The organism is Streptomyces sp. NPDC002926 (assembly GCF_053591755.1).
Window position 1 is genome coordinate 485,514 of the sequence record NZ_JBSFUK010000003.1, and the last position, 12,274, is coordinate 497,787.

General features: G+C 69.1%; 14 protein-coding genes. 7 read left to right on the forward strand and 7 right to left on the reverse strand.

Going from position 1 to position 12,274, the window contains the following annotated elements; genetic code table 11:
* The first annotated feature begins 1 nt into the window (after position 1).
* From ACWDZ6_RS08635 to ACWDZ6_RS08660, 6 genes are all read left to right on the forward strand, one after another.
* Positions 2-454: a type II toxin-antitoxin system RatA family toxin gene (locus tag ACWDZ6_RS08635; RefSeq protein ID WP_451502269.1), complete on the forward strand. Its 453-nt coding sequence runs from the start codon at positions 2-4 to the stop codon at positions 452-454.
* A gap of 9 nt (positions 455-463) precedes the next feature.
* Positions 464-1,306: an SDR family oxidoreductase gene (locus ACWDZ6_RS08640; protein ID WP_451502270.1), complete on the forward strand. Its 843-nt coding sequence runs from the start codon at positions 464-466 to the stop codon at positions 1,304-1,306.
* Entirely contained in the window at positions 1,303-1,938 is a 636-nt protein-coding gene (locus ACWDZ6_RS08645; RefSeq protein ID WP_451502271.1) for a sterol desaturase family protein, read from the forward strand. Before ACWDZ6_RS08640 ends, ACWDZ6_RS08645 begins: the two co-directional genes overlap by 4 nt.
* Positions 1,939-1,960: 22 nt before the next feature.
* On the forward strand, positions 1,961-2,554 hold the full coding sequence (locus ACWDZ6_RS08650; RefSeq protein ID WP_451502272.1) for a class I SAM-dependent methyltransferase: 594 nt from the start codon (positions 1,961-1,963) through the stop codon (positions 2,552-2,554).
* A gap of 153 nt (positions 2,555-2,707) precedes the next feature.
* Positions 2,708-3,772 carry a right-handed parallel beta-helix repeat-containing protein gene (locus ACWDZ6_RS08655; RefSeq protein ID WP_451502273.1) on the forward strand — a complete coding sequence of 355 codons (1,065 nt, stop codon included), beginning with the start codon at positions 2,708-2,710 and terminating at the stop codon, positions 3,770-3,772.
* A gap of 32 nt (positions 3,773-3,804) precedes the next feature.
* A complete protein-coding gene (locus ACWDZ6_RS08660; RefSeq protein WP_451502274.1) occupies positions 3,805-4,863 on the forward strand; it encodes a methyltransferase in 1,059 nt (352 codons plus the stop codon).
* Positions 4,864-4,972: 109 nt separating this feature from the next.
* On the opposite strand, the gene ACWDZ6_RS08665 is transcribed toward ACWDZ6_RS08660, so the two are convergent.
* The 7 genes from ACWDZ6_RS08665 to ACWDZ6_RS08695 form a co-directional block, all read right to left on the reverse strand.
* On the reverse strand, positions 4,973-5,305 hold the full coding sequence (locus tag ACWDZ6_RS08665; RefSeq protein ID WP_351448231.1) for a TcmI family type II polyketide cyclase: 333 nt from the start codon (positions 5,303-5,305) through the stop codon (positions 4,973-4,975).
* 27 nt (positions 5,306-5,332) lie between these two features.
* The gene (locus tag ACWDZ6_RS08670; protein ID WP_326653394.1) at positions 5,333-5,812 is read right to left on the reverse strand and encodes an SRPBCC family protein; all 480 of its coding nucleotides are present in this window, start codon (positions 5,810-5,812) and stop codon (positions 5,333-5,335) included.
* 1 nt (position 5,813) lies between these two features.
* Complete coding sequence (locus ACWDZ6_RS08675; RefSeq protein WP_326653393.1) at positions 5,814-6,068, reverse strand: acyl carrier protein; 255 nt, start codon at positions 6,066-6,068, stop codon at positions 5,814-5,816.
* A 15-nt stretch (positions 6,069-6,083) separates the two neighbouring features.
* On the reverse strand, positions 6,084-7,334 hold the full coding sequence (locus ACWDZ6_RS08680; protein WP_366731742.1) for a ketosynthase chain-length factor: 1,251 nt from the start codon (positions 7,332-7,334) through the stop codon (positions 6,084-6,086).
* On the reverse strand, positions 7,331-8,599 hold the full coding sequence (locus tag ACWDZ6_RS08685) for a beta-ketoacyl-[acyl-carrier-protein] synthase family protein (protein WP_326653390.1): 1,269 nt from the start codon (positions 8,597-8,599) through the stop codon (positions 7,331-7,333). The genes ACWDZ6_RS08680 and ACWDZ6_RS08685 overlap by 4 nt, the downstream gene beginning before the upstream one ends.
* A complete protein-coding gene (locus tag ACWDZ6_RS08690) occupies positions 8,596-9,030 on the reverse strand; it encodes a cupin domain-containing protein (RefSeq protein WP_351448224.1) in 435 nt (144 codons plus the stop codon). Before ACWDZ6_RS08690 ends, ACWDZ6_RS08685 begins: the two co-directional genes overlap by 4 nt.
* 69 nt (positions 9,031-9,099) lie before the next feature.
* Positions 9,100-10,224, reverse strand: a complete 1,125-nt coding sequence (locus ACWDZ6_RS08695; RefSeq protein WP_451502275.1) for a SchA/CurD-like domain-containing protein — start codon at positions 10,222-10,224, stop codon at positions 9,100-9,102.
* Between the two features lie 267 nt (positions 10,225-10,491).
* Between ACWDZ6_RS08695 and ACWDZ6_RS08700 the strand changes: the two genes are divergently transcribed.
* Positions 10,492-12,123 (forward strand): FAD-dependent oxidoreductase, encoded by a 1,632-nt coding sequence (locus tag ACWDZ6_RS08700; RefSeq protein ID WP_451502353.1) that lies wholly within the window; start codon positions 10,492-10,494, stop codon positions 12,121-12,123.
* The last annotated feature ends 151 nt before the right edge of the window (positions 12,124-12,274 follow it).

Below are 12,274 nucleotides of genomic sequence, written 5' to 3' on the forward strand. Positions count from 1 at the left end.
CATGCCAGAGGTCACTGTCGATGCCCTCGTGACCGGTACCTCCGCAGCGGCCGTTTTCGACCGGCTGCGGGACTTCGCCTCCTACCCCCGCTACACCGACGCGGTGCGGCAGGTGGTCGTCACCGGTGTGGACGCGGACACCGTTGACTCGGACTGGTCGGTGAACTTCCGTAACGGTGTGCTGTGCTGGTCCGAACGGGACCGGATCGACGCCTCGGCGCTGACCATCGACTTCGCCCAGTCGGACGGGGACTTCGACCGTTTCGAGGGAAGCTGGCGCGTCCGCCAGGACGACGAGTCCGTCACCGTACGCTTCACCGCCGCCTTCGACCTGGGGATGCCCAGTCTCGCCGCGATCATCGACCCGATCGCCACCCGGGCCCTGACCGAATCCATCACCTCAATCCTCCGCGGCCTGCTCGGCGAGCACAACGCTCCATCCATCACGTCATGAGGAGGACTCATGCCCCAAGCGATCAAGAACAAGGTTGTGGCCATCACCGGCGGCAGCCGCGGCATAGGACGCGCCACCGCCGAAGCGTTCATTCGTGAGGGTGCCACGGTCGTCATCGGCGCCCGTGACCTCGACCACGCCGCGCGCGTCGCCGCCGAGATCGGCGCACTCGCCTACCCGCTGGACGTCACCGACCCCGCGAGCACCCGGCAGTTCTGCGACCGGGTGGAGGCCGAGTGCGGAGAGATCGACATCTTCGTCAACAACGCCGGGGAAATGATCGTCGGCAGCTTCGAGGACGAGACCGACGACAACACCGCACACCAGGTGGGAGTCAACCTCCTCGGCACCATCAACGGCATGAAGGCGGCCCTCGGCCCCATGCGGGCCCGCGGCCGGGGTCACATCATCAACATGGCCTCCGCCGTCGGTATGGTCGGTCTGCCCGGCTGTGCCACGTACTCCGCGGCGAAGCACGGTGTCGTCGGTCTGTCCGAAGCCGTACGTGCCGAACTCCGCGGCAGCGGGGTCGACCTGTCCATCGTGCTGCCGATCCCCGCTCGTACCGAGCTCACCTCGGGCGTCGGCAAGGGCCGCTTCGTCCCTCTCCTGACCCCACGGAACATCGCCGACGCGGTCCTTCGCACCGCCCGGCGCCCCCGCTACAACGTCTTCGTACCGGCCTGGACCAACCCGGTCACCCGCTCGTTGTTCCTGCTGCCCCAGCCCTGGCGTGACGCCGTGGGCCGGCTGCTCAAGGCCGACCAACTGCTGCGCACCACCGACTTCCGGGCCCGCACCGGATATGAAGCGCGGCTGAACGTGTCCGCTGCCCGGGGAACCGACCGATGACCGCCGATACACCCGCACGTACCACCAAGGGCGCCCTGCACCGCGGCACCGCGCCCGCCGTTGTCGGCCGGCCGCTGCTGGACCACCTGGTGCACATAAGCCCGATGACGAGCACGATCCTGTACGTGCCGGTGACCGTAGCCGGTGTGCTGCTCTCCCTCGGCCGGTCCGGCCCGCCCGCGCTGGCCGGCTGGGCATTCGCCGGCTATCTGGCCTGGACGCTGTCGGAGTACTGGGGCCACCGCCTCCTGCTGCACTTCGAGCCCGAACGCGGGATCGGCGCCCGGGTTCACTACATCCTGCACGGAGTGCACCACGACTATCCCCAGGACGCGCGCCGCTCGATCCTCAGCCCCGTCCTGAGCATTCCCATGATCGCGCTGACCTTCTGGCTCTCCTCCGGAGTGCTCGGCCTGCCGCCGGTCTTCGGTGCCGGATACGTGGCCGGGTACCTGGCGTACGACCTGCTCCACTGCTACCTCCACCGAGGCAGGCCGAAGAGCAGGATCCTGCGCACCCTGCGCACGTACCACATGCGCCATCACTTCCTCGACGACCGCCGCGGCTTCGGCATCAGTGCCCCCTACTGGGACCGCGTCTTCGGTACGTCCGTCGCCCGCACCCCGCAGTGAGCAACCGTCGGAGGAGAGTGCCATGCCGGTGATGCCGACGCTGGAACGAGTGTTCTGCCGAAGCGCACCCTGGGGTGTGTTCGCCGGGCGCGTTGTCCTGCCCTGGGCCCTGGCCGGCGCCACCCTCGAGGGGCGCGTGCTGGAAATCGGTTCCGGCGGCGGCACCATGACCGCGCAGCTGCTCACCACGCACCCCGGCATCACGCTGACGGCCGTGGACCCGGACCCGGCCATGGTTTCCGCGAGCGCGCGCCGACTGGCGCCCTTCGGCGATCGCGCATCCGCGCGGACGGGGGATGCCACCGCGCTTCCCTTCGCCGACGGCACCTTCGACGCCGTGGTGTCCTTCCTGATGCTGCACCACGTCGTGGCCTGGGAGAGCGCACTGGCCGAGGCCGCGCGCGTACTGCGCCCCGGCGGCCTTCTCATCGGCTACGACCTCCTCGACACCGGCCCGGCCCGCTCCTTTCATCGTGCGGAGGGAGCGCAGGTACGCCTGGCCTCCCTGGACGGCCTGAGCCGCGTCATGGGCGAACTGCCCTTACACGCCCCCGAGGTCCGTCGCAGACTGGGCGGATACGCCGTTACCTTCTCGGCGCGTCGCGCCGCCCCATGACGCTCGGGCGTCGTCAGCGACGGGGAGCCCCGGCCGTCGAGAAGGGCCGTGTCCGGGCCGCGTGACCGCCGAAAAACACCCACTCGCCCACGGGATGTATCCATACGCTCACCCCGTGTGGCGAGCCGGCATGATCGCCCATAACTTCGGCTCATGACGAAACGACAGCTCACGTGCCTCGCATGCACCGCGGTCATCATGGTCTCCGGACTGGGCGCAGCCGCTCCGTCCGCCGCTGCGGCCAACCACACGGTGTATCCGGGCGAATCGATCCAGGAAGCGGTGAACGCCGCCGAACCGGGAGACACCATTGTCATCTGGCCCGGCACCTACCGCGAAAGCGTCCTTGTCACGAAAGCGAACCTGACCCTGCGCGGGATGGGCCCGGCCACCGTTATCAAGCCGGGGCCGACGACCACGCCGGCCGCGAACGCCTGCGCTCAGGGCGGCAACGGCATCTGTGTGACGGGTACGGCGAACACGAACCTAGGCGGCGTCAGCATCCGCTCACTGACCCTTTCGGGCTTCAGGAAGAGCGCCATCTGGGCCACCCGTACCGACCGGCTGTCCGTCGAGCAGGTGACGGCAGAGCAGAACGGCACCTGGGGCATCGGCCAGGAGATGTCCACCCGGGCGGTGTTCCGTAACAACACAGTCCGGGACAGCGGTGACGCCGGCATCTTCATCGCCAATACGGTCGACCACGAGGGCGGGGCGACCGACACCAACAACACGGTGATCACGAACAACCGGCTGACGGGCAACCGGATCGGGGTCACGGTCAGGCGGGTCAGGAACCTCACCGTCAGCGCCAACGACATGACCGGAAACTGTGCCGGTCTGTTCATCGTGGGCGACGAGTCGAAGCCCGCGGCCGGGGCGATGACCGTTGCCGCCAACAGGATCTACAAGAACAACAAGTTCTGCCCCGCCACCACCCGCCTCCCCGCCATTCAGGGATCCGGCATCGTCCTCACCGGCAGCGAGTCCACCGTCGTCCGCGCGAACCTGATCCTGGACAACGCCGGCTCCTCGCCGCTCTCCGGCGGAGTCGTGCTGTTCCAGAGCTTCGTGGGCGCCGTCAACACCGGCAATGTCGTCACGGACAACTGGGTGCAGGGCAACAAGCCCGCCGACCTGGCCAACCGGGGCGGCGGAACGGGCAATGAGTTCGTCCGCAATGTGTGCCTGGCTTCCGAACCCGCCGGGATGTGCTGAGTGTTCCCCCTCCCCAGGAGAATCGAGGCGGTATGACCACCGTAAGTCCCAACCCCGTCACCACCGACACCTTCGTGTCCACTCCCCCGCCCGCCATGCGGCTGCGGGAGCTTGTCTTCGGGGCGGCGTGCGCCGCCGCCGTACGCGCGGCCGCCCGGCTGGGGGTGGCCGACGCGCTCGGCGATGCGCCCGCCACCGCGGAGCAGCTCGCGACCGCGGTGGACTCCGATGCCAGGTCGCTGCGCCGGCTGCTGCGCACCCTGTCCTGCTACGGCATCTTCATCGAGACCGAGGACGGCACGTTCGCCCACACGGACATGTCGCTGATGCTGCGCGACGACGATCCGAACAGCCTGCGGTACATCGCCCTGTGGTGCACAGAGCCGTGGACCTGGGACGCCTGGCCCCGGCTCGACGAGGCCGTGCGTTCCGGCGGAAGCGTCTTCCACGAGCTGTACGGCAAGGGGTTCTTCGAGTACCTGCACCAGGACGCGCACGAGTCGGCCCATGTCTTCAACCGGGCCATGACCACGTCCAGCAGGCAGTCGGCACTGGAAGTCGCCGAGCTCCTCGACCTGACCGGGATCTCCGTCGTCGCGGACATCGGCGGCGGCCAGGGGCATGTGCTCGCGAGTCTGCTGGAGAAGCATCCGGCCGTCCGGGGCACGCTGCTCGATCTGCCCGACGTGGTCGCGAAGGCGGATCCTCGGCTGCGTGAAGGGGGTGCGCTCGCGGACCGGGTCCGTATCGTCCCCGGGGACTGCCGCCAGGACATCCCGGTCGAGGCCGATCTCTACATCATCAAGAACATCCTGGAGTGGGACGACGAGAGCACCCGTAGAACTCTGGGGAACATCGTCGCGGCGGCGCGGCCGGGAGCCCGGGTCGTGGTCATCGAGAACCTCGTGGACGACACTCCCTCGATGAAGTTCACCACCGCCATGGATCTGCTTCTGCTGCTCAACGTCGGCGGCGCGAAGCACACCAAGGAGAGTCTGGTGCACAGAGTGACGAATGCGGGCCTGCTCATCGGCGAGATCCGCCCGGTCAACCCGTATCTCCACGCGTTCGAGTGCACCGTCCCCGGGTGACCCCTCTCGCTCCGCGCACCTCAGCACCCGTAACGACGAAAACGACGAACATCCGCAACAACGCCCCGAGCCCGGCCTCTCGGCCCGGACTCGGGGCGTTCGCATGTCCTCATGTGGTGCTGTCGCGCTCCCACCGGTAGAACTGGTGGGCCATCGCGTCCTTCGGGGTCCGCCAGGTCTCCGGGTTGTACGGGCTGACGAAGGCCATGAGCCGGTCGCTGATGTCCTGGAAGGCAGGGTGGTCAGTCACCTTCGCGATCTCGGGTCCGGGCGGCTTCTCGGACTCGATCAGGTGCATGTACACATCGCCGAACTGGAACAGGCTGCGGCGGCTGACGCCGACGAGGTGCGGAAGTTCACCGGCGTCGGAGGCCGCGAACAGCTTGGCGATGTCCGGGGCCGAATCCGGCGCCATACGGGCGACGATCAGAGCTTGGTGCATCGGGAGGCTCCCTTTCCTTGCCCGGGCTCAGTTGGGGGTGACGGCGGCGGTACGGCTGTCGCGGTCGCGCTGCTCGATCTTGTCCCGGATGAGCTCCATCTGGACCCGGGAGTTGCGGTTGATGTTGTCGGTCATCCAGGCGTCGTCGACCGGGGCTTCCGGCTTCATCGCGAAGTCCTGGGTCCAGTGCATCCGGGTGCCGCCGGGCACCTCCGCGTACTCCCACCGGATGTCCATACGCTCGAAGGGACCGGTCTCGACACGGCGGGCCCGTACCTTCAGGCCCTTGCGGTCGATCGTCCGTTCCGAGACCCAGCTCCAGACCTTGTCGTTCTCGTCGGGGTGCATGGTCAGCCGGAAGGTCGTCGTGTCGCCCTCCCGGGACAGGACCTCCACCGACGCGTACTCGCTGAACAGCTGAGGCCAGTTCTCGAGGTCGTTGGTCATGTCCCAGACGAGGTCCAGGGGGGCGGCGACGGTGATTTCGTTCTCGGTGTGTCCGGGCACGTCAGGCTCCAGTCATGAGGGTGTTGTTGACGAGGTCGAGGAACTCCTGCGGGGTCTTGCACCGGTCCGCGTCGGCGGGCAGGGGACGGCCGTGCCGGTTCTCCAGTTCGCCGACGATGCCGAGCAGGCCCAGCGAGTCGAGGCCGAACTCGTCGAAGCGGGTGTTGGACCGGCTTGCCAGGTCCATGGGGTCGACGGTGACGCCGGCGCCCTTCTTCATCAGTGCGGCCAGTTCTTCGATGGTCAGAGCGGACATGAGTGACTCTCCTTCTCATGAGGGGTTTTCGGTGGCGTGCCGCAGCACCAGCGCCGCGTTCGAGCCCATGAGCCCGCGGCTCAGCACCAGCGCAGTCCGCAGCTGAGCGGGTCGTGCCCGGCCGGTCACGACATCGAGGTCGTGGCACACGTCGAAGACATTGGGCGTGGGAGGTATGAGGTCGCGCTCCATGGCCAGCACGGCGGCGGCCGTGTCGAGCACAGGTCCGCCGCAGTAGGCCCGGCCGGTACCGGTCTTGGGTGCCGTCACCGGTACCTTGCTGCCGTGCGCGCCGAGCGCGTCGGCTATCGCCATCGCCTCGGCACGGTCGGCCTCCGGTACGCCGAGCGCGTCCGCGAAGACCACATCGATCTCCTCCGGCGCACACTCGGCTTCCCGCAGGGCGCCGCGGATCGCCTGAGCCAGCCCCTCCCGGGACTCCGCCCACCGCGACGGTCCGGTGAAGGTCGCGGCATGCCCGGCAACCCGGGCGCGGACCCGGGCCCCTCGGCGTCGGGCCGCCGTCTCCTCCTCGACCACGAGCATCGCGCCGCCTTCGGCGGGGACGAAGCCGCAGGCCTCGGAGGTGAACGGCCGGTAGGCGCGGTCCGGTTCCTCACCGGTGCTCAGATCCTGGTACCCCAGCTGGCAGACGACCGAGTAGGGCGCCAGCGGGGCCTCCGCGGCACCGACCACGACGGCGTCGGTGCCGCGGCGGATGGCACCGGCGGCGTGCGCGAGCGCGTCGAGCCCGCCCGCCTCGTCGCTGGCCACGACGCCGCACGGACCCTTGAAGCCGCCCCTGATCGATATCTGGCCGGTGCTGGCGGCGTAGAACCAGGCGATGGACTGGTACGGGCCGACGAAGCGGGAACCCTGTCCCCACAGCCGCTGCAGTTCGCGCTGTCCGAACTCGCCACCGCCGGAGCCCGCCGCGGTCACCACACCGACGGCGAAGGGCGAGCCCTCGTAGTCGCCGCGGCCGAGCCGGGCGTCCTCCATGGCGAGATCGGCCGCGGCCATCGCGAAGTGCGTGAACCGGTCCGTCTGAACGAGGTAGCGCTCCTCTATCAGCGCGGCCGGGTCGAAGTCGCGGACCTCGCCGGCGACCCGGAGCGGCAGATGCTCGCAGCCCTCGCGGGTGACGCGGTCGAGGACGCTTATGCCCTCCTGGGTCGACTTCCAGAAGGCCTCGGTGCCGGCCCCGTTGGGGGCTATGACACCGATGCCGGTGACGACCGTGTGCCGATCCTGCCGGGAGCTCATAGCGTCCTCCCACTTGGTCTGGTCATGACGACCGCGGACTGGAATCCGCCGAACCCGCTGCCCACCGAAAGCACGCTGTGCAGCTTCCGTGGGCGGGCGGTGAGCGGCACATAGTCCAGGTCGCACTCGGGGTCTGGGGTCTCGTAGTTCGCCGTCGGCGGCACCACCTGGTGGGACATGGCCAGGACGCAGGCGACGAGTTCGATCGCGCCGATGGCGCCCAGCGAGTGGCCCACCATGGATTTGATGGAGCTCATGGGTGTTTTGAAGGCGTGGTCGCCCAGTGAGCGCTTCACCGCGGCCGTCTCGTGCCGGTCGTTCTGTTTGGTGCCGGAGCCGTGTGCGTTGACGTAGTCGATCTGCGCGCGGTCGATACGGGCGTGGTCGAGGGCGGTGTTGATGGCCTGGGCCATCTCCAGTCCCTCGGGGGTCAGCCCGGTCATGTGGTAGGCGTTGCCGAAGGTGGCGTAGCCCCCGATCTCGCAGTACACCGTCGCGCCGCGGGCGCGGGCGTGCTCCAGGTCCTCCAGGACGAGAACGGCGCCGCCCTCGCCCATGACAAACCCGTCCCGGTTGGCGTCGAACGGCCGGGAGGCGTGGGCCGGGTCGTCGTTGTTCGGCGAGGTGGCCTTGATCGCGTCGAAGCAGGCCACGGTGATGGGTGAGATGGGTGAGTCCGACGCACCGGCTATGCAGACGTCGAGCCGGCCCTCCTCGATGGCGTGGAAGGCGTAGCCGATGGCGTCGAGTCCGGAGGTGCAGCCCGTCGAGACGGTCTGCACCGGGCCGTGGGCACCGACCTGCTCGGCCACCGCGGAGGCGAGTGAGCTGGGCGAGAACGCGCGCTGCAGATGAGGTCCGGCCGGGTGGTGGTCCACGTCCCAGTAGGTGCCGCTCTCGCTGACGGCGACGTAGTCGTGCTCGAGACGTGTGGTGCCGCCGACCGCGGTGCCCAGCGACACCCCGATGCGCCAGGGGTCCTCCTTCTCGGGGTCGAGACCGGCGTCGCGTACGGCCTCCCGGGCGGCCACCAGCGCGAACTGGATGTACCGGTCGGAGCGCGCCACCTGGTCCTCGTCGAGACCATGGGCCGCCGGGTCGAAGTCGACCTCGGCGGCGATACGGGAGCGGAAGCCCTCCGGGTTGAAGAGGGTGATGCCCCGCGTCGCGGTACGGCCGTTCGAGAGCAGGTCCCAGAACGCCGTGGCGCCGACTCCGCCGGGGGCGACGATACCGACCCCGGTGACCGCCACCCGCCGGTTCATGACACCGCCCCAGTCCGTTCCGGCGGCAGGCCCTGCTCGGCGTCTTCGGTGACCTCGGTGTCGACATGCCCGAGCTCCGGGCGCGGGGCGAGCGGGCCGAGGTGGAAGACCATGCGGGCCTCCTCGCGGCCGACGTTGCGGAACCGGTGACGCACGTTCAGCGGGATCATGAGGCCCTGATCGGGCCGCATCTCATGCGTCTCCCCGTCCAGGTCCACCTCGAGGAGCCCGCTGACGACGTAGACGAACTCCTCGGAGTACGGGTGGTAGTGCTCCCCGATGCGCTCACCGGGCTGCACGATGGCCAGCCCCATGAAGCCGCTGGTGGCACCCACCGCGGTCGGGGTGAGCATGGCGCGCAGGTCGCCTCCGCGCCTGCGGTTGGGCTGGGTCTCGCTGAGGTCCACGATGCGTGGGCGGTGCGTGGTCATGACTGCTTCCTCCAGGTGCGTTGCCCCCGACGGCCTTGGCCGCGTGGCTGGATGGGCCGGACAATCGGGTCAGGATTCTTCCGACGAGGCGCACCGGTCCGTGATCAGGCGCATGTCGGAGCGGGCGAGGAAGCGGGAGAACTCCTCGTCGGTGGTGGGTACGCCGTCGTCTCCGGTGGCGAGCAGACGGGTGAGCGTGGCTGCCTTCCGGGCGCCACTGATGCCGAGCGCCAGATCGGGCCGCGCGCCGAGCGCGCCGCTCATGTCGATGAGCCGGACCACGACGTCGTCGCGCTGGAAAATGGTGCTGCTCGCGATGGGGGTCGTGGGGTCGTCGGCCGCAGCCTCCGCCTGCTTGGCAAGCATCCGGGCCAGGGTCATCCCGCAGCCCTCCTTGGCCTGGTAGAACAGCGCGTGCCGTTGCACGTCGGCGGGCGCGGGCCCGTCGGCTGCCACGTGATGGACCGCCGGGAGGGCCGCCCGGGTGAAGAACATCCGGGCGGAGTCCTGATCGTCCAGGTCCCGGTCCTGCTCCAGATACGGGTTGATTTCCTCCTCCACCTTCCTCACCTCGGGCTGGCGGGCCACGTAGCGCAGTGCCGCGAGAAGGTCTCCCTGCACCTCGATGGCACGCACGACGCGGTTGCCGTGCATGAAGAGCGAGGTACGGCGCAGCCGGGTGTTCTCGTCGACCTGGGCGGCCGGGGAGGTGTAGCCGGCGAGGATCTTCGCGACCTCCTTCTCGCTGCCCGGCTTGACGGTGAAGGTCAGCGCGTGGCGGACCACGCCGTCCCCGAGCCTCGGCGAGGCCTGGAGCCCGCCCCTGAGCTGCTCAGGGGCACCGCCGGCCATCCCTTCGGTCTCCCGCAGAATGCTGAACCGCAGCGACCGCGTGTCACGCACGCAGTTGTGCAGCGGCTGGACCGTCGCGACGTGCTCCTCACTGTTCACCCAGGCCAGGAAGGGCGGTGCGCTCTCCCATTCACTGGTGATGAGCCACTGCGACGGGTTCTCGATCGACTGGCAGAGCTGGTCGCTGATGTGACCCGGGATCGACGCCACCTGGTTGCGCAGGTGCTCGTACGCCTCCAGGAACTCGTTCTGGGCACCGTCATGAAGGTCCAACAGCAGGACGACCCGAAGCCTGGAGCCGTCGAAGGCGGACTGTGAAGTCCGTTCCGACAGGGTTGTCATCTTTCACTCTCCTTTGCGACAGCGTGGCCGCCACTTCGCGTGGACCTCGTCCGTCGTCGGTGGAATCCGCCGGGTCAACCACCCTGCGGATACGGACGGTCCGCCCCCCACGCGTTGGGGGGCGCTCCCGCAACTGATCGTGGTCCGGTACTACGACTGGCGCGAGAGCTGAGAACCATGCGGGTGAATGGGCGAGCAAACGGCTCCGGTAAAGGGCATGAAAGTTCCATCCCCCTAGGGCGGCAGGAGCTGGAGCAACTGATGGAAATGGAAGAGAACGTCGACCACCGCGTGCCGGTCCTGATCGTGGGCGGGTCTCTGGTGGGCCTGTCCACTTCACTGTTCCTGGGTCGCCTCGGCATCAGTCACCTGCTGATCGAGAAGCACTCAGGAACCTCGAAGCACCCCCGCGGCCGCGGGAACAACGTAAGAACGATGGAGCTGTTCCGCGGTGCCGAGGCGGAGCCGGAGATCCGGCAGGCCGCATCGGTACTCGCGGAGAACCACGGCATTCTGCAAGCGGGATCGCTGACGGGCGACGACCAGGAGTGGCTGTTCAAGGAGATCGACCCGGGTGGCGCTCTCGGGCGCTTCAGCCCGAGCAGCTGGTGCCTGTGCAGTCAGAACGACCTCGAACCCGTGCTGCTGTCGTGCGCCCGCAGGGAGGGCGGCGATCTGCGGTTCTCCACCGAGCTGATGACGTTCGACCAGGACGCGACGGGCGTGAGCGCGGTCGTGAAGAACCGGGAGACCGGCGAGCACACGACCGTGCGCGCCGACTATCTCGTCGCGGCCGACGGGCCGCGCAGCCCCATCCGGGAGCAGCTCCGGATCGGCCAGACGGGTCACGGCGACCTGTTCCACAACGTGAGCATCACCTTCCGTTCCCGGCGGCTCGCCGAAGCGCTGGGCGACCGGCGCTTCATCTGCTGCTACCTCACCAACCCCGAAACGGGCGGCGCTCTGCTGCCGGTGGACAACAAGGAGCAGTGGGTGTTCCACGCGCCGTGGCACCCGGACCAGGGCGAGACGCTCGAGGACTTCACCGACGAGCGGTGCATCGAGCACATCCGCCGGGCAACGGACGTATCGGGTCTGGATGTTGAGATCACCGGTATGGCGCCGTGGCACGCCGCGGAAAGGGTCGCCGAGAGGTACTCCTGCGGCCGGGTCTTTCTCGCCGGCGACTCGGCCCACGAGATGTCCCCGACCGGAGCCTTCGGCTCCAACACCGGAATCCAGGACGCGCACAACCTCGCCTGGAAGCTCGCGGCGGTACTGGAGGGTGCGGCGGGGCCCGAACTGCTCTCGACGTACGAGGCCGAGCGGCTGCCGGTGGCGCGCGCGACGAGCGAGCGCGCTTCTGCCCGCTCCGCCGAACACAGCCACCCTGGTTACGCGCCCACCGGCACCCCGGGCGGCGGGCGGCAGGGCGGGATCCTCAACGTCGCCATGGGCTACGGCTACCCCCGCGGCGCCGTCCTGGGTGCCGACCCCGAACGGCCGGTGGTGCCCGAGCGGATGCAGCTGACGGGCGAGCCCGGCACCCGGTCCCCGCACATGTGGGTCGTCAGATCCGGTGAGCGGCTGTCCACGCTGGACCTCTACGAGCGGGCGTTCGTGCTGCTCAGCTCGGAGGGCACGGCATGGCGGGCGGCGGCCAGGAAGGTCGCCGAGCTGCTGTCCGTGCGGCTGGACGCGTACACGATCGGTACAGGACCGGACGCCGACCTGACGCCCGACAGCGGGTCCGACTGGGCCGGGACACACGGTACGACGACGGAAGGTGCGCTGCTCGTACGTCCGGACGGCTTCGTCGCCTGGCGGTCGGTGGACGCGGTGCCTGATCCGGAGGCCACTGTCCGCGAGGTCATGACGAAGTTGCTGTGCCGGGACTGAGCGCCCCGCCGAAAGCCGCACCGGCCATACCGGACCTCGGCCCGTATCCGGCAGCACCAGCACCGCCCCGGCAACCGGGTGCGGGCGGGTGAGGCCGATGCGGGCCGAGGTGATGTACAGGTCCCGCAGACGGGCTCCCGGGCTCCGGGCG